We start from the raw sequence: 21,108 nt of genomic DNA, 5'->3' as shown, positions 1-21,108 counted from the left end.
CTTTTTCCTGCCGGACACCGGAAGGGCGACGCTTCCGCGCGGGCAGGGCGGGTAGGGAACTCCGAGGACGCACGCATGTCCTGGCCGGCCCACGGCCGTCGGCTCACGTGCTCCCCCCGGCCCAGCCGTCGACGGAAACGAGTCGCGCCTTGAACTTCCTCACCATCGGTCACCGCGGAGTGATGGGCGTCGAGCCCGAGAACACCCTGCGTTCCTTCGTCGCCGCCGAGCAGGCCGGCCTCGACACCATCGAACTCGATCTGCACCTGAGCAAGGACGGCGCGCTCGTGGTCATGCACGACCCCGACGTGGACCGCACGACCGACGGCGCCGGGGCCATCGCCGAGCAGACCCTCGCCGAGCTGCGGACCCTCGACGCGGGCCACGGGGAGCGCGTGCCGGTCTTCGAGGAGGTCCTGGACGCCGTGCGCTCACCGCTGCAGGCCGAGATCAAGGACGTCCAGGCGGCACGGGCGCTGGCCGAGGTGATGCACGCCCGGGACCTGGTGGAGCGGGTGGAGGTGTCCTCCTTCCACGACGAGGCCGTCGCGGAGATCGGGCGGCTGGTCCCCGGGGTGCGCACCGCGCTCATCGGCAGCCGCTACGGCCTCGACATCGTGGACCGGGCGGTGACCGCCGGGGCCGCCACGCTCTGCCTCAACCTCAGGCGCCTCACGCTGGAGATCGTCGAGGAGGCCCGCAAGCGCGACCTGCGGATCATCGGCTGGGTGGTCAACACCCAGGACCAGCTGCGGCTCGTCCGCGCCTTCGAACTCGACGGCGCGACCACCGACTACCCCGAGATCAGGCGCACCGGCCGCTTCACGGCCTGAAGACCCGGCCCGGCGCTCACGCGAGTTCCTTGACCAGCAGCTCGAACTGCAGGTCGTCGCGCTGCGGGATGCCGAAGCGCTCGTCGCCGTACGGGAAGGGGGTCATCCGTCCCGTACGGCGGTAGCCGCGGCGCTCGTACCAGGCGATGAGGTCCTCACGAACGGAGATCACGGTCATGTGCATCTCGGCGACGCCCCAGCCCTCGCGCGCCTCTCGCTCGGCCCGCGCCATGACGGCCTTGCCGAGCCCGGAGCCCTGCGCCGTGGGGCTGACCGCGAACATGCCGAAGTAGGCGTGGTCGCCGCGGTGCTCGAGCTGGCAGCAGGCGACGATCCGGCCGTCCTGCTCGACCGTGAGCAGCCTGCTGTCGGGCGCCTCGACGACCGCGAGCACGCCGTCGGGGTCGGTCCGCTGCCCCTGCAGGATGTCCGCTTCCGTCGTCCACCCGGCCCGGCTGGAGTCACCGCGGTAGGCGGACTCGATGAGCCGGACCAGGGCGTCGACGTCGGCGGCGGTGGCATCGCGGAAGGTCAGGTCGGTGGCGGCGGTGTCCATGCGGGCGATCTCCGGTCTCTGACATCTCTGGGGCACGGGTGAGCCTAACGCCGCGCCGGTAGGGTCAGGATGCATGGTGCATGTACTCAGCAGTAGGACCTTGCTCCGCCCCACCGATCCCGAACGCTCCCGTGCCTTCTACGGGGAGCGGCTGGGGCTGGCCGTCTTCCGCGAGTTCGGCACGGGACCGGAACGCGGAGTCGTCTATTTCCTCGGCGGCGGTTTTCTGGAGCTCTCCGGCCGCTCGGGGACGCCGATGCCGCCCGACCCCGCGGTACGGCTGTGGCTGCAGGTCGACGACGTGACGGCCGCGCACGACGAGCTGCGGGCCGAGGGGGTCGAGATCGTCCGTCCCCCGGTGAAGGAGCCGTGGGGGCTGGTCGAGATGTGGATCGCGGACCCGGACGGCACCCCGATCGTGCTGGTGGAAGTGCCCGCGGACCATCCGATGCGGTACCGGCCGGGCATCTGAACCACCGCGGCGGGAGGCCCGGACGAGGGGCGACGCCGCGGACGCGGATCGGTGCCGCTCCGGGTCGGAGATCCCGTCTCCGGCTCCGCGGGCGCACGCCGGTCCGACTCCGCGCCACCGGGCCCCTCCCCCGTGCCGTCCCTCCCCTGCCGCCCTTCCCGACCGAGGGGATCTCGGGCTGTCGCGGTCAGCGGATGCCTCGGTCCGGGGCGAGGCTTAGCGTGCTGGAAGGGGTCCCCTTCGTCGGAAGGAACGTCATGAAGCTCGACGCGCCCGTGCCCGGCGGGCCCTGCTGGGCCGAACTGGGGACCAGCGACCTCGAGGAGGCGAAGCGGTTCTACGCGGAGTTGTTCGGCTGGCGCGCGCAGACGGATCCGCGGCAGGAGGCGGGCGGCTACACGGTCGCGCATCTCGGCGAGACCGCCGTCGCCGCGCTCACGCCCCTGTATCAGCAGGCGCAGCCGTGCGCCTGGAGCGTGTCGTTCGCGGTGACCGACGCGGACGTGAGCGCACGGCTGGTCACGGAGGCCGGCGGCAAGGTGCTGGTCGGTCCGATGGACGTCTTCGACGTGGGCCGTTTCGTCGTCGCCCTGGATCCGGCCGGCGCCGCGTTCCAGCTGTGGCAGGCGCGGACCTTCCCGGGCGCCGGGCTGTTCAACGCGCCCGGCTCGCTCGGCTGGGTGGAGCTGCTGACCCGTGAGCCGGAGCGGGCGGAGACCTTCTACACCACCGTGTTCGGCTGGACCGTCGGCTCCTCGGAGAACTACGTGCAGTGGGGCGTGGGCGGCGCCGACTTCGGCGGCATGATCACGATGGACGAGAAGTTCCCGCCGGAGGTGCCGCCGCACTGGCTGCCGTACTTCGCGGTGGCCGACGTCGACGCCTGCACGCGGACGGCCGTCGAGGCGGGCGGCGCCGTCCTCATGGAACCGACCTCCGTGCCGGACGGTCCGCGGATCGCCGTGCTCCGGGACCCGCCGGGCGCGGTCCGCGGCGGGACGGCCCCTCGTCGACGAGCCCGCCGCTCAGACCCGCAGCGCCCGCATGTGTCCCTCCAGTCGGCTGAGCAACTCGCCCAGCAGATCCGCCAGTTCACCCTGGCTGCCGTCGTCCAGGGCGGACAGGACCGCGCTCTCGTAGGCGAGCTGCTCGGGCAGGACGCCGTCGACGAGGTCCCGGCCGGCTTCCGTGAGGCGGAGGTGCGCGACCCGGCGGTCGCGGGTGTCGCCGCGGCGTTCCACGAGGCCGCGCTCGGTGAGCTGCTTGAGGCGTTTGGTGACGGCGGCCCCGGAGGAGAACGTCTCGCGGGCCAGCTCGCCGGGGGTCAGCTCGTGGCCGGTGCGGCGCAGCGCGCCGAGCAGGTCGAACTCGGGTCGGCTCAGTCCGACTCCCCGCAGGGGCGCGTCCTCGGCCTGCTGGAGCAGGGCGGCGCAGCGGTTGACCCGGCCGATGATCTCCATGGGGCCGGTGTCCAGGTCGGGCCGGACGGTCTGCCACTGCCGCACGACGGCGGCGACCGTGTCGTTCCTCGCCGGGTCGCCGTCCTCGGCCTGGACGCCGTCATCGGCCCGGTCCCGGGTGGTGGTGCCGGTGGGGTCGCCGGTCGCGGTCGGGTCCTCGGTCGCGGGGCGTCCGCCCGGGGCGTTCCCGTCGCCGTCCGCGGAACCCTTCCGTGCCCCGTCCCCGGCCGCTGCCCGTCCCTGCGTCGCCGTCATCGCCGTACGTCCTCCGCTCTCGCGCTCGCGTCCCGGTCCAGGAGCAGCCCCTGACGCCGTACCGTCGCCGCGAGCGTACGGTGTCCCGACTGTTCGGCCGTCACGACCCGCTCCTGCGGCAGGGCGCGCTGCCACCACTCGCCGGCCGCGGCGTCGGCGGTGGCGCGGAGATCGACCAGGGCGGCGGCCAGGGCGCGGCGGGCCGCGTCCAAAGCTCCGACGGCCGGATGCGGCTCCGCCGTCAGGCGGGCCGCGTGCTCCCGGGTCCGTTCGACCGCCGTCAGGGCGTTCTCCAGACGGTCGCCGGCCCGGCGGTTGGTGACGGCCACCGCGGCGGCGAAACCGACCACGGCGCCGACCAGGGTGTCCACGAGCCGCTCGGCGATGAGCCGGCCCGGGTCCTGGACCTGAGCGAACTCGGTGATGAGCAGCGCCATCGGGGTCACGCAGACACTGCCTAGCCAGTAGTTGCGGCTGATCAGCGCCTCCGCGCCGAAGTTGAGGGCGAGACAGACCAGGACGAGGGCCGCCTGCGCGAGGTGGGCGAGCGGGACCAGCACGGCGAAGGCGAGGACGCCGACGAGGTTGCCGACGACGCGCTGAACCGCGCGGCTCCAGGTGAGGGTGACGTTCGCCTGGTAGAGGGACGCCGCGGTGACCAGGGCCCAGTACGGGCGGCCGACCCCGAGGGCGAGGGAGGCGTACCCGGCGAGGGCGCAGCCCAGGGCCGTGCGTGCCGCGATGGGCGCGAGGGGGCCGAGACGGCGCCTCAACGGCGTTCGGTCGGCGGCGGCTTCGGCGTCGACGCCGATGAGTTCGTCGTCGTCGACGAGGTCGTCGGGGCACGGGACGGGTGCGGTGCCGCGCAGATCGCGGGCCCAGTCGCGCAGCCGGGCCGGATCGGTGTCGGCGGGGGCGGCGAGGGCGATCTCGGCCCGCACGACGAGCCGCTCCAGCCCTCGGCGCGTCTCCCCGGCACGGGCCGACAGGAGGGTGTTCCAGGCGGCGTGCACGGCGGTGGCCGCGGCGGCGCGGGTCCGGCCTTCGCCTTCGCCCGCCGCATGCGCGTCGACGCGGGCGGCGGCCGCGTTCAGGGCGTGCGCGGTGGCGCGTCGCTCGGGACCGTGCGGGCGCGCCAGTCCGGGCGCCATGCCGATCAGCCAGGCCCAGCCGCCCGCGGCGAGAGCCAGCCCGAGATGGCCGGGGACCCGGTCGAGGGTCTGCGGCACGAACAGCGAGGCGGAGCTGATGAAGGTGAGGACGACGTTGGCGGGCGGCCCGAGGCGGGTCGCGTCGCACAGGGCCTTCTGAGCGGCCGCCAGGAGCGCGCCGACGGTGACCAGGGCGACGGGGGACGCGGTGAGCGAGGCGGCGACCAGGGCGACGGCCAGGCCGCCGGTCATGCCGAGCACCACCCCGGCCAGCACACGGGCCCGGGCCGCGTAAGGGCGGTTGTGGGCGTAGAGGGCGCACAGGGATCCGGCCATCGTGTACATGGCCAGGTCCAGCCGCCCGAGGGTCAGCAGGATCAGGTTCGGCGGGGCGACCGCGGCGATCACGCTCAGTGCGGGCTTGAACCAGATGTCCGAGGGGCGGCCGAGCCGCAGGACGCCGGCGAGCGGCAGCCGGAGAGCGGGGCGCTTTCGGGGTTCGGGCCGGTGCCGCGCTCGGTGTCGGGGGCGGGGGCGCTGGGGGGTCGCACTGCTCATGTGCATCAATTTAGCATGTGTTTTACTCGTGAAATATTAGCCGTCCCGTCGCATGCTCCCCGCGTACACCCTTGCGCCCGCATGCGCGCGGCACGGCGTGGGCATCGCATCCCACGACGGTGGACGCCGAGCGGTCGGTGAACGTCGAGCGGGGAGGTGCGCGTGCACGGACCGGCTTCGCCCGGCTGGCTGCTGGTCGCGCTGTGCGCGGCGACCGGGGCCTACTGCCTGCTGCGGATGCGCAGCGGGGTCGAGGAACAGCGCAGAGCCGCGGGCGGCGAGGCGCTGATGGGCTTCGGGATGGCCGCGATGGCCGTGCCGCCGGCCGTGTTCACCCCACCGGCCTGGGCGTGGCCCGCTTACGCCGTGGTCTTCGGCGCGGCGGCCCTGCGGGCGCTGTGGTCGGCTCGGGCCGGGGCACATCATCTGCATCATCTGGTGGGCGCCGGGGCGATGGTGTACATGTCGGCGGTGATGGCCGGCACGCCCGCTCACGCCCACGGACACGGCGGCTCGGGAGTCCCGCTGCTGACGGGTGCGCTGCTGGCGTACTTCACCGGCTACGTCCTCCTCGCGGGGGTGCGGCTGCTGCCGGCCGCCGGCGCGGGCGGGGCCGCCGTCGCCTGGGGCGACCGGCCCGAAGTGGCGCGGGCGTGTCGTCTGTCGATGGGCATCGGCATGCTCGCCATGCTGCTGACGATGTGATCCCGGGATCCGGGGCGTGGCCTGCGTCACTTCGCCGACGGAAGTCGTACTCCCGAGCGGTGCGCCGCTCATAAGGTGCTGCCCATGATGGTCCCCGCGGTCCTGCTGCTGTTCGGCGCGCTGACCGCCGTGGTCGCCCCCCGGCTGATCGCCCGGGCCGACTGGCCGGACCGCGAACCGGTGATCGCCCTCTGGGCGTGGCAGTGCGCGGTCGCCGCGGTCCTGCTGTGCTGTGCGCTGTCGATGACGCTCAGCGCGGCGGCCGCCTGGCAGGCGGTGCGCGGGGAGCTCTTCGCCCCGGCCCCGAGGGCTGTGGTGGAGGCGTACGCACTGGGCGCGACCGGCCCGTGGGCCCCGGCGACCGCGGTGGCGCTCGCCTGCGGCGGACTGTGGAGCGGGGCGATGCTGGTCCGGGAGGTGCTCCGCAGCCGGACCCGCCGCAGGTCCCGGACCGCCGAACTCAGCCTGCGAGCGCCGCTGTTGCCGGGCGAGGGGGCCACGCCCGCAAGCCTGCTGGTCTTGGAGGGCGAGCGGCCCGAGGCGTGGTGGCTGGCGGGTTCGCCGCCCCGACTGGTCGTGAGCACCGGCACGTTGCGTCGCCTGAAAGGACGTCAGCTGGATGCCGTGCTCGCCCACGAGCAGGGACACGCCCAGGCGCGGCACGACTGGCTGCTGCACTGTTCGACGGCGTTGGCCACCGGGTTCCCGCGGGTTGCGGTGTTCACCGCGTTCCAAGGCGAGATGCACCGGCTGGTCGAACTGTCCGCCGACGACATGGCCTCGCGCCGCTTCGGCCGGTTGACCACCGCGCTGGCCCTGGTCGAACTCAACGAGGGCCGGGGCGTGTTCGGCCCCTCCCCCGCCCCCCGGGCCCATCTCCCGCAGCGTGTGGACCGGTTGCTCACCGCACCCGACCGGCTCACCGCGGCCCGCAGGCTGCGACTGACGGCGGCGGCCTCGCTGGTTCCGGTGATCCCGGTGCTCGTGACACTGGTGCCGGGACTGCGCGCGCTGGGCTGACCTTCTGCAGGGCCGGCCGAGCGGCCCCGCCGGCGGCCGAGGGCCGACCGGTGTGCCAAGTGAGCCGAAGGCAAAGGCGGGCGGGCGGTGGAAGCATCCGACACGGCGGGGTGGACGAGCGCCCCGTGGGGCCGGGGCAGCCGGGGACGACGTCACTGGAGCCGCCCGTGCCGGCGGGCCGAAGGGCATCCCCGGACAGGGACCTGGACGACTTCCTCGACCGGGGGCGGCGGACGGCGGGCCCGGACGACGGAGCGGGCCCGCGTCCCCCGACGGCGACCGGCGGCTCGGTCGCTCGCCCGAGAGGCCCCGCCGCAACCGGGGTTCGCCTCCGGAGCCCTCGGTCGGCGAGGATCGTCGTATGCACTGCCCGACCGTCGAGTCCCCGCCCCGTACCGTTGCCCAGCGCACGGCCGCCCGCGTCGCCCTGGTCCTGGGCCTGTGCTCCGTTCTCCTCCTCGTCCCGGTCGTGGGCGAGTGGGGCCCTCTGGTCTCCGCCGACCGCGACGTCGCCCGCACCGCCCACCGCTGGGCCCTCGCCGGTCCCGGCGTCACCCGGGTCTGCCGCATCCTCACCGACTGGGTCTGGGATCCGATGACCGTGCGCCTGCTGGGCGCGGCGGTGGCCGGTTGGCTGGTGTGGCGGCACACGGACTGGTGGACCGCCGGATGGCTGGTGACCGCGGCCGCGCTGGGCACGCTGATCCAGCAGGCGCTCAAGGCTGCGGTCGGCCGTGCCCGTCCGGTCTGGCCCGACCCCGTCGACTCGGCGCACTACGCGGCATACCCCTCCGGGCACGCCCTGACCGCCACCGTGGTGGCCGGCCTCCTGCTGTGGCTGCTCCACCGGCACGGCGCGGGCCCCGTGGTGTGGCGCACGGCGCTCACGGTGGCGGTGACCTCCGTGGCGGGCGTGGGACTGACGAGGATCTGGCTGGGGGTGCACTGGCCCTCGGACGTCCTGGCCGGCTGGCTGCTCGGAGCCGCGCTGGCGGCGCTGGCGATCGCGGCACACCTGCGCTGGCGTCCCTGACCGGACGCCAGGACCACCAGGGGGCGAACCCGACGGCGCACGCCGCCGGATGAAACCCCGTCACAGCGCGGTGAGCAAACGGCTCGCGCGTTCACCACCGGAACGCACCGGCTCGCGCCGGCGCCACCGGCCCGAACTTCCGTCCCCACCGCCCACGCAGTCCGCGACGGTGGGCAGTCGGTCGCCCGGAACAGCGGGCGGTGAGGCCGGCGTGATTCATAGGATGGCTGTCATGACGAGCGTGCTGTTCGACTTCTCCGGAACCCTCTTCCGCATCGAGTCCGCCGAGTCCTGGCTGCGGTCGGTGCTGCGCGCGGCAGGCCTGGCGATGCCCGGGTCGGAGCTGGCCGAGAAGGCACGGGCCCTGGAGGCGGCCGGCGCGCTGCCGGGCGGGGCGTCTCCCGTCCGGGTGCCTGACGAGCTGGCCGAGCTGTGGCGGGTGCGGGACGAGAGTGCGGAGCTGCACCGGGCCGCGTACACCGGTCTGTGCCGGCAGGTGCCGTTGCCGGACCCGGCGTTGCACGACGCCCTGTACGAACGGCACATGGCCCCGGCGGCCTGGTCCCCGTATCCCGACGCCCTCGCCGTGCTGAGCGAGTTGCGCGAGCGCGGTCTGCGGGTGGGCGTGGTCAGCAACATCGGCTGGGATCTGCGGCCCGTGTTCCGGGAGCACGGGCTCGACGCGTACGTCGACACGTACACGCTGTCGTACGAGCACGGCGTGCAGAAGCCGGACGCACGGCTGTTCACGATCGCGTGCGAGGCGCTGGGGGCCGACCCCCGCAGGACCCTGATGGTGGGTGACAACCGGTGGGCGGACGGCGGTGCGGCCGCGCTGGGCTGTGCGGTGCACTTCGTGGACCATCTGCCGGCGGCGGAACGCCCGGACGGGCTGCGGCCGGTGCTGGAGCTGGTGGGCTGAGCCGAGGAGCCCCGTGTACGCCCCGCGTACGTCCAGGCGACGGTAGCCTCAGGACACCATGACGGGAAAAGCACGCCCACTCTGGACGATCCCCCGCGTCGCCCAGAGCAGGCGGCAGCCCGGTGGACTCCGTTTCGGAACCGACCGGGGTTCCTGAGTATAGTTGGCTGGCAGCCAGTCAACGCAGGAGTTACAGAATGTCCCCGCGCAGCGCCTCGGTCAATGAAGAATTGCGGCGGCGTTCCCGGGAACGGCTCCTGCAGGCCGCGGTGGAGCTGGTGGGCGAGCGCGGATACGAGGCCACGACCCTCGGCGACATCGCGGACCGGGCGGGCACGGCGCGCGGTCTGGTGTCGTACTACTTCCCCGGCAAGCGCCAACTGGTGCAGTCGGCGGTGCACCGCCTGATGCACCGCACGCTCGAAGAGGCGCTGGAGAGCGAGCCGCACACCGCGGACGGCCGCGAGCGCATGGCGCGGGCCATCGACGCGATCATGGGGCTGGCCCGGGACCGCACGGTGCTGATGCGTCAGCACATGGCGGGTCTGCTCCAGGCCGAGGGCTTCCTGCAGTGCCCGGAGCAGCAGCGACTGGCCGAACTCCTGCGGGAGACCGCGGCTCGGCACGGCTCACAGGACGCCGACCACGACTATCCGATGCTGCGCTCCCAACTGATGGGCGCCGTCTACTCGATGGTGCTGCCGAACGTGCCCCTGCCGCTCGTCAGACTGCGCGCCGACCTGTTCGCGCGCTATCGCCTCGACTGGGAGCAGGGGGTCCCGCCGGACGCCGAAGCACCCGGCGGGGGATGCGCCACCGATCTGTCGCGCTTCTTCGCGACGGACCTGCCGGCCGGGGATCAGCCGAAGTAGTCCGGCTGCGTCTGGACGTTGAGTTCGCGCAGACGCACCCGCTTCGCGGGGTCCGTGCGCTTGTCGTCGAGCTTCAGCACGTCGAAGCCCTTGGCGATGTCGTTGGAGTAGATGTAGCCGTTGTAGTAGTACGCCGACCACGAGCCGCCGGTCTGCAGGGTCGTGGTGTTCAGCGGGCCGCGCTCGAAGTAGGCGATCTCCTTCGGCTTCGCCGAGTCGGTGAAGTCCCATACGGAGACGCCGCCCTGGTACCAGGCCTGGACCATGAGGTCCTTGCCCTTCACCGGGATCAGGGAGCCGTTGTGGGCGACGCAGTTCTCGGTGTCCGCCTGGTGACGGGGGATCTTGTAGTAACCGCGGAAGACGAGTTTGCGCTGGTCCCCCTTGCCGACGATGTCGTAGATGCCGTCGGCGCCGCGGTTCGGGCCGGTCGCCTCGTTGCAGGTGGCGGCTCCGCCGCCGCCGAGCTCGTCGGTGAACACGACCTTGTTCGCCTTCTGGTTGAAGGTCGCGGAGTGCCAGAACGCGAAGTTGACGTTGTCCTGCACCTGGTCGATGACCTTCGGGTGCTCCGGGTCCTTGATGGAGAACAGGATCCCGTCGCCCATGCAGGCGCCGGCCGCCAGGTCCTTCTCCGGCAGCACGGTGATGTCGTGGCAGCCGGTGGTCTTGGACACGCCGGGGTTGGTCGGCCCGCCGGGGTTGCCGCCGCCGTCCGGGCCCTCACCCGGGAACAGCACGGGGAAGCTCACGACCGCCGCCTTCTCGGGCGCCTTGCGGGGCACCTTGATGACCGAGATGCCGTCGTGCGGAGGCTGGCAGTCGGGGTAGGCGGCGCTGGGCGAGTACGAGGACACGTAGATGTAGACGTTCTTGCGCTCGGGCACCAGGGTGTGGGTGTGCGAGCCGCAGGCGGTCTCCACGGCGGCGACGTACTTCGGGTTCGCCTTGTCGCTGATGTCGAAGACCTTCATGCCCTCCCAGGAGGACTTCTCGGTCACCGGCTGGGTGGTGCTGTTGCAACTGCTGTCGCTGCGCGAGGAGTCGGTCGACAGGAAGAGCAGGTCCCCCGATACGGAGACGTCGTTCTGTGAGCCGGGGCAGAGCACCTGGGCCACGGTCTTCGGCGACCTCGGGTTGCTGATGTCGAAGACGCGGAAGCCGTCGTAGTTGCCGGCGAAGGCGTACCTGCCCTGGAAGGCCAGGTCCGAGTTGGTGCCCGGCAGGGCGTCCTTGGGGATGTTCGCCAGGTGCTCGATGTTGGCGGAGTGGACGATCTCATCCTTCCCGGGTATCTCGCCGTCGGCGATCGCCGCGGCCGCGTCGGCCCTGGCGCCGGGCGAGACCTCCTGCTCCACGGCGGTTCCGTCCCCCGGGTCGGGGGTCGCGGCCGCCGGGACCGCCGTCAGGAGTGCGGCGAGGAGACCGGTGCACGCGGCGGCGACTCCCAGCCGTCTGCGTCGTGTTCGAGGATCGTTCAACAGGGTCACTGCATCCTCCCTTGTCACCGTTCACGGGGAACGGATCACGGTGCTCCGAAGTATCGTCTTCATCATGCACATATCAAGGGTTGGCAACGCACGCGTAATGAGTCTTTCTGTTCAGTGATGCGATCAGCGGTGCACAGATCCAGGCGAGGACGGCCCCGTCCTCAACCCGCCGATCCCAACTCACCTACCCCAGGAGGTAGTTGTGCCGGTCCGCCGCAAGCCCCTCGCCTCGGCCGCGCTGTTGCTGGCACTCGCCCTCGCCGGCTGCGACTCCGGCCCGGACGCCAAGCCGTCTGCGGCCGACGGCCCTTCGGTGATCGCGCCCGGCAGGCCGGGTGACGCGAACCGGACCCTTTCCCCCGAGGAAGCGGCCGAGCAGCGCACCGACGACGACACCCCGAACGCGTCCGACGTCTCGTACGCGCGGATGATGATCCAGCACCACGCCCAGGCCCTGGAGATGACCGGGCTCGTCCCGGACCGCGCCGACTCGGGCGACGTCAAGCGGCTGGCTCTGCGCATCTCCGCGGCGCAGGGGCCGGAGATCGAGGCCATGAAGGGCTGGCTCACGACGCACGGCAGGGCGTCGGCGAGCGGCGGGCACGACCACACCGCCATGCCCGGGATGGCGACCGAGGCCCAGCTGACCGAGCTGCGCGGGGCGCGCGGCAAGACGTTCGACGCCCTCTTCCTCACTTTGATGATCACCCACCACGAGGGCGCGCTCACCATGGCCGCGGACGTCAAGGCGCAGGGCAACAACGTGCAGATCGAGGAGATGGCGGACGACGTGATCGCACAGCAGACGAGCGAGATCACCCGGATGCGCGGCATGCGGTGACTTCCCCGCCCGCCGCCCGCCGCCCATCCGGGCGAACGGCGCGGAAACGGTCAGCGGCGCGCAATGGTCAGCGGCGCGCGTGGCGGGGCGTCAGGTATCCGGCGTCCCGCGCCTGCGCGATCAGTCGGAGCGATCTGCGCCGACTGTGTCCCGTCGCGCACATGACCGCGAGGACCGGGTCCACGCCCGCCTCCTGAGCGGCGCGGTACTCCTGCGCCACGAGCCGGCGCCCCTCCACGCCGCGCGGCCGGGCCGGGCGGCCCCGTCGGCCGTCGAACGCCCTGCCCGCCCCCGCCTGCTCCCCGCCCGCGTCGGCAGCCGCGCTCGGTGCGTCCGGCGCGCCTGCCGTGCCGACCGGGTCCGACGAGTGCGGTGCGTCGTGTCCATCCCGTTCATCCCGTTCATCCCGTCCGTCCCGTCCGTCCCGTGGGTGCCGTGCGCTGCGCGTGTCCTCGGCGTGGACGCCGCCCGCGTCGCACCTGTCGAACAGCGGCCCCGCGATCCAGTCCGCGAGCACCGTCAGGTCGTCGAAGGTCAGGGGCGGACGAGCCCGGACGTCCTCGACGGAGACGCGGCCGTCGCGGACCACCGCCAGCAGCTCTACGCACGCGCCGTCGGCGAAGGCCAGCCGGACCTGGAACCAGGAAGTGGCGACTCCCCCCTCCCGGACCTCCCACGCCGGCCACACGGACACCGTGCCGTCCTCGGCGGAACGATCAGAAAGATCAAGAAACGACGCTTCCGGCATACACGCAACGTAACCGCATGATCACTTTCCATACGAACGGACACGCGTACCCCGCGAGGACACAGCCCCCTGTCAGCGGAGCGGCACCGGTGCGATGCTGGAGACACCAGCGCTCATCTCCGTACCCCGCGGGCAAGGAGTTCCGCCGTGCTGCGTGTCGCCGTCGTCGGTTCAGGACCGAGTGGGGTCTATACCGCACAAAGCCTGGTCCAGCAGGATCCAGAGGTGCTCGTCGACGTCCTGGACCGCCTGCCGTGTCCCTACGGCCTCGTGCGCTACGGCGTCGCTCCCGACCACGAGAAGATCAAGTCGCTGCAGCACAGCCTGCGCACGGTCTTCGAACACGAGCGGGTGCGTTTCCTCGGCGGGGTGCGGGTCGGCGCGGACGGGGTGCCCGTGGCACGGCTGCGCGAGCTGTACCACGCGGTGGTGTACTGCATGGGCGCCGCGTCGGACCGCCGCCTCGGGGTCCCCGGCGAGGACCTGCCCGGCAGCTGGTCGGCGACGGACTTCGTGTCCTGGTACAGCGCGCACCCGGACGCCACCACCGGCGGTTTCGTCCGGGACGTCCGCGCGGCCGTCGTGGTGGGTGTCGGGAACGTCGCGGTGGACGTCACCCGGATGCTGGCCCGGGGCGCGGCCGAGCTGAGCCCCACCGACATGCCGCAGACGGCGCTGAGCGCGCTGTCCGCGAGCGGAGTGACCGAGATCCACATGGTGGGGCGGCGCGGCCCGTCCCAGGCGCGCTTCACCACCAAGGAACTGCGCGAGCTGGGCGGGCTGCCCGACACCGAGGTGGTCGTCGACGAGGCCGAGCTGGCGTCCGACCCGGCGTACGGCGATCCGTCCGGGCTGCCGGCGGCGCAGCGGCGCAACGTGGAGGTGCTGCGCGGCTGGGCCGCGACGCCGGCCCGCGGTGCCCGGCGGCGGATCCGGCTCCGGTTCTTCCTGCGGCCCGTCGGACTGCTCGCCGCGGAAGGCCGGGTGGGAGCGGTGCGCCTGGAGCGCACGGCTCCGGACGGGCGCGGCGGCGTCACGGGCACCGGCCGGTACGAGGACGTCGAGGCGCAGCTGGTGCTGCGGTCGGTGGGGTATCGCGGGGTGCCCGTGGAGGGGTTGCCGTTCGACGCGGAGAGGGGCACGGTGCCGCATCTCGCGGGGCGGGTGGTGCGCGCGGGCGAGGTCGCGCCGGGCGAGTACGTGGCGGGCTGGATCAAACGGGGACCGACCGGTGTGATCGGCACCAACCGGCCGTGCGCGAAGGAGACCGCGACGGCCCTGCTGGAGGACGCCGCCGCTCTCGCCCGGCGGCGGCTGCCCGGCGATCCGCTCGACTCGCTGCGGGCCATGGGGGCCGAGCCCGTCGGTTGGACGGGGTGGCTGGCGATCGAGCGGGCCGAGGCGGCGCTGGGCGTCTCGCTGGGGCGGGACGTGGTGAAGCTGCCGGACTGGGCGGCACTGCGGGCCGCGGCCGGGTCCGCCGACCTCTAGCACGCCGTCACCGCGGCCGGCGACCTGTCGCGTCCCGCGGACCGGCGCTCCTGACCGCGGCGGTCCGCACGGCGGGTCCCGACGCGTCGTACCGTCGACGCCCCGGCCTTCACGCCGCGTTCTGCGGCCCGTCGCAGGGAGGGGCGCTGCCCGCGCGGTCCGCAGGCGGCCGCGCCGGCCGCGCCGGCCGCCCACGGTGGCTCAACTCGCCGTACAGGCTGAACCGTTGAGCGTGAACGCGCCCGGCGCCGCGCTGTCGCCCGCATGGTTCGCCTGGTATCCGATGCTGACGCTCGCGTCGGGCGCCAGCGTGCCGTCGTAGGCCGCGTTGGTCGCCGTCACCGCTCCTGAGGCCGGGGCGTACGTGGCGCCCCAGCCGCTGGTGATGGTCTGGCCGGTGGGCAGTGTGAAGCCCAGCTTCCAGCCGTCGATCGCGGAGGCGCCGGTGTTGGTGAGGGTCACGGATGCGGTCAGGCCGGTGCTCCAGGGGCTGGTGGAGGCCGTGACCCGGCAGGCGCCGGGCTGCGGCTGGGGGTCGGGGCCGGGCGCGGGACCGGAGCCGTCGAGGCCGAAGAACCTGAGGACCCGGGCGCCCATTCCGTTGCTGTACACACCGTGCCCGACGCCCTGGACGCTGATGGCCTCGACGGGAGCGCGATCACCGGTGGCGCCGTAGCGGGTGCGGGTCCAGCCGGACACGGGCGAGTCGGTGACGGCCGGGGTCTGGCTGACGCCCTGCACGTTCGTCCACTGCTTGATCTCCTCCCCGAAGTTCGGGTACCGCAGGGTGTCGTCCTGCGTGCCGTGCCATACCTGCATCCGCGGGCGGCGGCCGGTGTAGCCGGGGTAGGCGTTGCGCACGAGGGCGCCCCACTCCTGGGGCGTGTGGATCACGGTGCCGCCGGCGCACTGGCTGTTCCACTCGGAGCCGTTGGTGGTCGCGAAGCAGCCGAACGGGACGCCCGCGAACGCGGCGCCTGCCGCGAACACGTCGGGGTAGTCGCCGAGCAGGACGTTCGTCATCATCGCCCCGGAGGAGACGCCCGTCACGAAGATCCGTCCGGTGTCGGCGGAGTACGCGCGGACGGTCCAGTCGACCATCGACTTGATGCCGACGGGATCGCTGCCGCCGCCGCGCTTGAGCGCCTGGGGTGAAGAGACGTCGAAACACTTGCTGCTGCGGGTGACCGAGGGGTAGACCACGACGAATCCGTACCGGTCGGCCAGTCGCCCGTACTCGGTGCTGGTGTACATGGCCGGTCCGGAACCCGTGCAGTAGTGCACGGCCACCAAGACGGCCGGGTGCGCGGTGACGTTCGCCGGCGCGTAGACGTACATCCGCAGGTTGCTGGGGTTCGCTCCGAACCCGGTCACCTCGGTGAGGGTGGCGGCGGGGACCGGCGCGGCCGCCTGCGGACGGGCGACGGCCGAGGGCGCGGTCAGCAGCGCCGCGGCGAGCAGGAGGAGCAGAGCGCCGAACAGGCAACGCAGCGCTCTTCCCAGGGAATCGGACACGGGGCAGTCCCTTTCTGGTGGCGGCTCGGGGGACGTCGTACGAGTGCTCGGCTCGCACCGGCGGGGTGCGTAGTCATAGGGGATGCGTGTGTCGTACGGGGTGCGTGAGCGGGCGGCGGCCAAACCGGTGCCGGGCGATCCGGATCCACGGGGCCGACCCTTCAGGGTTTCCGTGCGCGTGACCGGTGACTCGACGACGCGTGAAAGGCGGCGCGTGAAGGGAAGCGTCCGCATCGCATGGTGGCACGCGGCGGCGCACCATGGAAGCGCTCCCACGCCAACTGCCCCCACTCCCCCGCCGGTTGGCCTGGAGTAGCCCGGGGTGGCCGGATGTCTTCTGCGCAAAGCGTTGACTAGAAAGCGCTTGCCCCCTACGTTCCGTTCAGCAGTGTGACCGAGCCGCTCGAACAACCCGACACAGGTCCGCACTGCCCGTGCACGACGTTCAGAACCATGCACATCAATCACATAGCTGATCCATTCCTTCCTCCCGAAGGGACGCATCCCCATGCGCGCAGGCCCCCCACGTACACATGCGCAAAGGTCCGTTCTGGTCGCGGCGTCCGCCGCGCTCGCCACGGCGGCGGTCATGGCCCTCCCCCCATCGGCCGGCGCCGCCGAGAGCGCGCCGATCGGGTTCGGCGCCGGCACGACCGGCGGCGGGGGAGCCGGCGCGGTCACCGTGTCGACCCTGGCCGCGTTCAGGACGGCGGTGACCGGCAGCACGGCGAAGGTCGTGAAGGTCAGCGGCCTGATCTCGCTGAGCGGCCAGGTCGACGTCGGGTCCAACACCACGGTGCTCGGGGTCGGTTCGTCGTCCGGGTTCACCGGTGGCGGGCTGCGGCTGAAGAAGGTGACGAACGTGGTCATCCGCAACCTGAACATCAGCAAGCCGCTGAAGCCGGCCGACGGGATCGAGGTCCAGGCCTCGACCAAGGTGTGGATCGACCACAACTCCTTCTCGGCCGACCGCGACCACGACAAGGACCACTACGACGGACTGCTGGACATCAACCACGCCTCGGACTTCGTGACGGTGTCGTGGAACACCTTCAAGGACCACTACAAGGGCTCGCTCGTCGGCCACAGCGACAACAACGCCGGCCAGGACACCGGGCACTTGAGGGTGACGTACCACCACAACCACTTCAGCGACGTCTACTCACGCATCCCCAGCCTGCGCTTCGGCACCGGGCACTTCTACGACAACTACGTCGTCGGCGCCGAGACGGCCGTCCACTCGCGCATGGGTGCGCAGATGCTCGTCGAGAACAACGTCTTCCGTTCGACGCTGGTCGCCGTCACGACCGAGCGCGACAGCGATGTGGACGGCTACGCGAACCTGACCGGCAACGACCTCGGCGGAGCCGCGACCGAGGTGTCACGGGTCGGGACGTTCACCGAACCGCCGTACAGCTACACCGCCGAGCCCGCCTCGTCCGTCGTCGCCTCGGTGACATCGGGCGCGGGCGCCGGAAAGCTCTGACCCTCCGGAGCGCTCTCCCCACCCACCACCCCCATCCGGAAGAAGGCATCGGGACATGACTTCCTCAGCACCGTCGTCAGCACCTTCGTCAGTATCGGCACCAGCGTCTCCACCAGCGCCTCCGTCAGCGGCCGGACAGGGGGGCCGACGCCATGGGCGCGCCCTGACCGGCGGACTGGCCGCGGTCGGCCTCACGGTTGGCATGATCATGACCAGTGGTGCGCTCACCCCCGCGAGCGCCGCCAGCTGGCCCACCCCCACCAGCAGCAAGGCGGTGACCGCCACCATCTCGGTATCCGGCACCAAGGACTACGGGATGCAGCGCCTGTACGGCAGCGGTGACCTCGGCACCGGCGGCCAGAACGAGAACCAGGACCCGATCCTGGAGCTCGCGGCAGGCGCCGTCCTGAAGAACGTGATCATCGGCTCCCCGGCCGCCGACGGCATCCACTGCCTGGGCAGCTGCACGCTCCAGAACGTCTGGTGGGAGGACGTCGGCGAGGACGCGGCGACGTTCCTCGGCTCGTCGTCGTCGAACGTGTACACCGTCTCCGGCGGCGGGGCGAAGGAAGCCAGCGACAAGGTGTTCCAGTTCAACGGTGCCGGCACGCTCAACGTCTCCAACTTCGCGGTGAAGAACTTCGGGACGTTCGTGCGCAGTTGCGGCAACTGCAAGAGCGGCCAGTACAAACGCACCATCAACCTCAACACCATCGAGGCGACGTACAAGGGCGGCCGACTCGTCGGCATCAACACCAACTACGGCGACAGCGCGACCCTGAAGAAGATCACCATCGTCGGAGACAGCAGCAAGAAGATCGTTCCCTGCCAGAAGTACATCGGCAACAACACGGGCGCGGAGCCGCCCAAGAACGGCGCCGGCCCCGACGGCACCTACTGCAAGTACGCGTCGTCCGACATCACCTACAGGTAACCCCTCATCCGTTCCCCCCACGGTGAGAGGGCGGCCGTGCGAAGCGTCCCCCGCACGGCGCTTCGCACGGCCGCCCACGGTCAGGGAGCCGGCCCCAGCACCGCCGCGGAGAGCTCGCGGCGGTGCTGCTCGTACAGGGCGCGCAGCGCCGCCCCGGGCCAGTCGCCGGGAAGGAGGTCGGCGGGCAGCACGGGGTCGGCGAGCAGGTGCCGGACGACCGCCGCGAGGGCCGTGAAACGGTCGGCCGGCCGCCGCGTCCGCTCGACATGGACCAGGAGGGCCCGTGCCGTCCGTGCCCATGCGCCGAGCGGCCACAGACTCTCGGCCAGCTCCCGGGGCGGCGTGTCGGGGCGAGCGGTGAAGCGCTGGACGACCTCGTCCAGGTCGGCGGGCCAGGGCCGGCCCAGATTGGCCGGGCGCAGCCAGACGCCCTCCCGCAGCTCGGCGAGCCTGAGGGCGGTCAGCCGGGCGCGCAGTTCGGCGCGGTCGGCGGGGCCGCGGCCCGTCGCGGTGATCACCGGCATCTCCCAGTCGCCGTCCCACGCGCGCGTGTCCGGGTGCACGGCGTCGTCCTGCCGCCGCTGCCGCTCCAGCAGCCGGTCGCTGAGCCGGTAGACGCCGTCCGCCCTGCGGAGGTCGCCCGCCGCGACCATCCGGCTCAGCGCGGCCCGCACCGTCGATCCGCCCACGCCGAACGGCTCCACCCCGCGCACCAGGTCCTTCGCCGCCAGCTCGGGCGGATGCGCGCCCAGCAGCAGACTCAGGACCACCGACCGCGCGGACAGCGGAGGCAGGTCGACCTCGCCGGGCTGCGCCGACACGTTGATCCGCATGAGGACGTACTGTACGTGCGGCTTCGATGTTGCACTATTGCTACAGCCGTAGGCGGAGTGCAACATGGTCGCCATGGTCCCGACCCTCGCACAGCCCCCCGCCCCGTCCCCGTCGCCACCCCCGTCCTCGTCTCCGTCGTCCTCCCCGTCGTCGGCGCAGCCCCTTTCGCCTGCGCCGCCGCACGTGACGCACGACGTCACCAACCAGCCACCGCCCCTGGCCCCCTACGACGCCTCCGACGACACCGCTCTCCTGGAGGGGCTGCGCCGTGAGGGCGCCGGGTGGGCGGAGGCAGGCGTGCGGAGGATCGGTCTGCTGGCCGGCGGCGTCGAGGCGCAGGACTGGAGCGACCTCGCCAACCGGCACGAGCCGGTCCTGCGCACGCACGACCGGTACGGCCACCGCCTCGACGAGGTCGACTTCCACCCGAGCTGGCACCAGCTCATGCGGGTCGCGGTCGGCGCGGGTCTGGCGGGCGCACCCTGGGCGGACGACCGGCCGGGCGCCCATGTGGCGCGCACGGCGGGCGGTCTGGCCTGGGGGCACACCGAGGCCGGGCACGGCTGCCCCACGTCGATGACGTACGCGGCCGTCCCCGCCCTGCGTCGTCAGCCGGAGCTCGCCGCCGTCTACGAACCGCTCCTGACCAGCCGGGAGTACGACCCGGGGCTGCGCGAGCCGACACGGAAGCGCGGACTGCTCGCCGGCATGGGGATGACCGAGAAGCAGGGCGGCTCCGACGTCCGGACGAACACCACGGCGGCCTCGCCCACGGCGGAGCCCGGGGTGTACACCCTGCGCGGGCACAAGTGGTTCACGTCTGCGCCGATGTGCGACGTGTTCCTGGTGCTGGCGCAGGCTCCCGGCGGCCTGTCCTGCTTTCTCGTGCCGCGCGTGCTGCCCGACGGCGTCCGCAACACGTTCCGCGTGCAGCGGCTCAAGGACAAGCTGGGCAACCGCTCGAACGCGTCCTCCGAGCCGGAGTTCGACGGGACCGTGGCCTGGCTGGTCGGCCCCGAGGGCCAGGGCGTCAAGACCATCATCGAGATGGTCAACTGCACGCGGCTGGACTGCGTGATGATGTCGGCGGCCCTGATGCGCAGGACGCTCGTCGAGGCCGGACATCATGTGCGCCACCGCAGCGCGTTCGGGGCGCGTCTGCTCGACCAGCCGCTGATGCGCAACGTCCTGGCCGACCTGGCGCTGGAGTCGGAGGCCGCCACCACGCTCACGCTGCGACTGGCCGGGGCCGCCGACCGGGCGGTGCGCGGGGACGACGGCCGGGGGGACGAGCGGGCCTTCCGGCGGATCGCCACCGCCATCGGCAAGTACTGGGTGACCAAGCGGGGACCGGCCTTCACCGCGGAGGCCCTGGAGTGCCTCGGCGGCAACGGCTACGTCGAGGACTCCGGCATGCCCCGCCACTACCGTGAGGCCCCGCTGCTGTCGATCTGGGAGGGCTCGGGCAACGTCAACGCCCTCGACGTCCTGCGGGCGTTGACCCGCGAACCGGCGACCGCGGACGCGCTCTTCACCGAACTCGCCCTGGCGCGGGGTGCGGACGCCCGGCTCGACACGGCCGTCGCGAAGCTGAGGTCCCGGCTGACCACAGCGACCCCGTCCGGCGCCCGCCGGCTGGTGGAGCAGATGGCTCTCGCACTGCAGGCCTCCCTGCTGGTGCGGCACGCGCCGCCCGCCGTCGCCGACGCCTTCTGCGCCACCCGGCTGGACGGCGACTGGGGTCACTCCTTCGGCACCCTCCCGGACGCCGCCGACCTGGACGCGATCCTGGAGCGCAGCCTTCCGGAACGGACGGTTCCCGCCGCGAACTGACCTGGCTGCGCGGGTTCTGCGCGACGCACGGGCGGCCACGAGTGGCCGGCCGTCAGCACATCGTGGGGCCTTCCGCGCGTGGTGGGGCCTTCGCCGCGT

General features: G+C 72.6%; 19 protein-coding genes and 1 pseudogene. 13 read left to right on the top strand and 7 right to left on the bottom strand.

Annotated elements, in window-relative coordinates:
• Positions 1 to 149: 149 nt before the first annotated feature.
• On the top strand, positions 150 to 833 hold the full coding sequence (locus tag BG482_RS28100) for a glycerophosphodiester phosphodiesterase family protein (RefSeq protein WP_069771954.1): 684 nt from the start codon (positions 150 to 152) through the stop codon (positions 831 to 833).
• A 16-nt stretch (positions 834 to 849) separates the two neighbouring features.
• Here BG482_RS28100 and BG482_RS28095 read toward each other — a convergent pair whose 3' ends face one another.
• Positions 850 to 1,389, bottom strand: coding sequence for a GNAT family N-acetyltransferase (locus BG482_RS28095; protein WP_069771953.1), 540 nt, complete (start codon positions 1,387 to 1,389; stop codon positions 850 to 852).
• A gap of 73 nt (positions 1,390 to 1,462) precedes the next feature.
• Here BG482_RS28095 and BG482_RS28090 point away from each other — a divergent pair, with 73 nt between their 5' ends.
• Together BG482_RS28090 and BG482_RS28085 are read left to right on the top strand one after the other, a co-directional pair.
• The gene (locus BG482_RS28090; RefSeq protein ID WP_069771952.1) at positions 1,463 to 1,861 is read left to right on the top strand and encodes a VOC family protein; all 399 of its coding nucleotides are present in this window, start codon (positions 1,463 to 1,465) and stop codon (positions 1,859 to 1,861) included.
• A gap of 257 nt (positions 1,862 to 2,118) precedes the next feature.
• A pseudogene (locus tag BG482_RS28085) lies at positions 2,119 to 2,856 on the top strand (VOC family protein); the annotation flags it as partial.
• Between the two features lie 30 nt (positions 2,857 to 2,886).
• Here the strand turns inward: BG482_RS28085 and BG482_RS41540 are convergent.
• Positions 2,887 to 3,366, bottom strand: coding sequence for a MarR family winged helix-turn-helix transcriptional regulator (locus BG482_RS41540; protein ID WP_079142241.1), 480 nt, complete (start codon positions 3,364 to 3,366; stop codon positions 2,887 to 2,889).
• A gap of 206 nt (positions 3,367 to 3,572) precedes the next feature.
• On the bottom strand, positions 3,573 to 5,285 hold the full coding sequence (locus BG482_RS28080) for an FUSC family protein (protein ID WP_079142237.1): 1,713 nt from the start codon (positions 5,283 to 5,285) through the stop codon (positions 3,573 to 3,575).
• Between the two features lie 162 nt (positions 5,286 to 5,447).
• On the opposite strand from BG482_RS28080, the gene BG482_RS28075 reads away from it, so the two are divergent.
• The 5 genes from BG482_RS28075 to BG482_RS28055 all read left to right on the top strand — a co-directional run bounded on the left by BG482_RS28075 (position 5,448) and on the right by BG482_RS28055 (position 9,837).
• Complete coding sequence (locus BG482_RS28075) at positions 5,448 to 5,990, top strand: DUF5134 domain-containing protein (protein WP_069771951.1); 543 nt, start codon at positions 5,448 to 5,450, stop codon at positions 5,988 to 5,990.
• A gap of 84 nt (positions 5,991 to 6,074) precedes the next feature.
• The gene (locus BG482_RS28070; RefSeq protein WP_069771950.1) at positions 6,075 to 7,010 is read left to right on the top strand and encodes a M56 family metallopeptidase; all 936 of its coding nucleotides are present in this window, start codon (positions 6,075 to 6,077) and stop codon (positions 7,008 to 7,010) included.
• A gap of 361 nt (positions 7,011 to 7,371) precedes the next feature.
• Positions 7,372 to 8,043: a phosphatase PAP2 family protein gene (locus BG482_RS28065; RefSeq protein WP_069771949.1), complete on the top strand. Its 672-nt coding sequence runs from the start codon at positions 7,372 to 7,374 to the stop codon at positions 8,041 to 8,043.
• Positions 8,044 to 8,275: 232 nt separating this feature from the next.
• A complete protein-coding gene (locus BG482_RS28060; RefSeq protein WP_069771948.1) occupies positions 8,276 to 8,965 on the top strand; it encodes an HAD family hydrolase in 690 nt (229 codons plus the stop codon).
• Between the two features lie 197 nt (positions 8,966 to 9,162).
• Positions 9,163 to 9,837 (top strand): TetR/AcrR family transcriptional regulator, encoded by a 675-nt coding sequence (locus BG482_RS28055; protein WP_069771947.1) that lies wholly within the window; start codon positions 9,163 to 9,165, stop codon positions 9,835 to 9,837.
• Here BG482_RS28055 and BG482_RS28050 read toward each other — a convergent pair.
• Complete coding sequence (locus BG482_RS28050) at positions 9,825 to 11,327, bottom strand: LVIVD repeat-containing protein (RefSeq protein WP_069771946.1); 1,503 nt, start codon at positions 11,325 to 11,327, stop codon at positions 9,825 to 9,827. The two genes, BG482_RS28055 and BG482_RS28050, sit on opposite strands and share 13 nt — an antisense overlap.
• A 202-nt stretch (positions 11,328 to 11,529) precedes the next feature.
• Between BG482_RS28050 and BG482_RS28045 the strand changes: the two genes are divergently transcribed.
• On the top strand, positions 11,530 to 12,168 hold the full coding sequence (locus BG482_RS28045) for a DUF305 domain-containing protein (RefSeq protein ID WP_069771945.1): 639 nt from the start codon (positions 11,530 to 11,532) through the stop codon (positions 12,166 to 12,168).
• Between the two features lie 67 nt (positions 12,169 to 12,235).
• Here the strand turns inward: BG482_RS28045 and BG482_RS28040 are convergent, their stop codons facing one another.
• On the bottom strand, positions 12,236 to 12,862 hold the full coding sequence (locus BG482_RS28040; protein ID WP_370745897.1) for a DUF6214 family protein: 627 nt from the start codon (positions 12,860 to 12,862) through the stop codon (positions 12,236 to 12,238).
• Positions 12,863 to 13,063: 201 nt separating this feature from the next.
• On the opposite strand from BG482_RS28040, the gene BG482_RS28035 reads away from it, so the two are divergent.
• Positions 13,064 to 14,407, top strand: coding sequence for an FAD-dependent oxidoreductase (locus tag BG482_RS28035; protein WP_069771944.1), 1,344 nt, complete (start codon positions 13,064 to 13,066; stop codon positions 14,405 to 14,407).
• A gap of 201 nt (positions 14,408 to 14,608) precedes the next feature.
• Here the strand turns inward: BG482_RS28035 and BG482_RS28030 are convergent, their stop codons facing one another.
• Positions 14,609 to 15,922, bottom strand: coding sequence for a PHB depolymerase family esterase (locus BG482_RS28030; RefSeq protein WP_069771943.1), 1,314 nt, complete (start codon positions 15,920 to 15,922; stop codon positions 14,609 to 14,611).
• Positions 15,923 to 16,430: 508 nt separating this feature from the next.
• Between BG482_RS28030 and BG482_RS28025 the strand changes: the two genes are divergently transcribed.
• Positions 16,431 to 17,408: a polysaccharide lyase family 1 protein gene (locus BG482_RS28025; RefSeq protein ID WP_069771942.1), complete on the top strand. Its 978-nt coding sequence runs from the start codon at positions 16,431 to 16,433 to the stop codon at positions 17,406 to 17,408.
• A gap of 202 nt (positions 17,409 to 17,610) precedes the next feature.
• Positions 17,611 to 18,342 (top strand): pectate lyase, encoded by a 732-nt coding sequence (locus tag BG482_RS28020; RefSeq protein ID WP_176741478.1) that lies wholly within the window; start codon positions 17,611 to 17,613, stop codon positions 18,340 to 18,342.
• 80 nt (positions 18,343 to 18,422) lie between these two features.
• Here BG482_RS28020 and BG482_RS28015 read toward each other — a convergent pair whose 3' ends face one another.
• On the bottom strand, positions 18,423 to 19,175 hold the full coding sequence (locus BG482_RS28015; protein ID WP_069771941.1) for a PaaX family transcriptional regulator C-terminal domain-containing protein: 753 nt from the start codon (positions 19,173 to 19,175) through the stop codon (positions 18,423 to 18,425).
• A gap of 73 nt (positions 19,176 to 19,248) precedes the next feature.
• On the opposite strand from BG482_RS28015, the gene BG482_RS28010 reads away from it, so the two are divergent.
• Positions 19,249 to 21,009 carry an acyl-CoA dehydrogenase family protein gene (locus BG482_RS28010; protein WP_079142239.1) on the top strand — a complete coding sequence of 587 codons (1,761 nt, stop codon included), beginning with the start codon at positions 19,249 to 19,251 and terminating at the stop codon, positions 21,007 to 21,009.
• Positions 21,010 to 21,108: the final 99 nt, after the last annotated feature.

This window comes from Streptomyces sp. LUP30, assembly GCF_001746365.1.
In the GTDB taxonomy this organism is placed as follows: domain Bacteria; phylum Actinomycetota; class Actinomycetes; order Streptomycetales; family Streptomycetaceae; genus Streptomyces.
The sequence above is the reverse complement of the archived record's forward strand: the minus strand, read 5'-3'. Positions and strand labels throughout refer to the sequence as shown.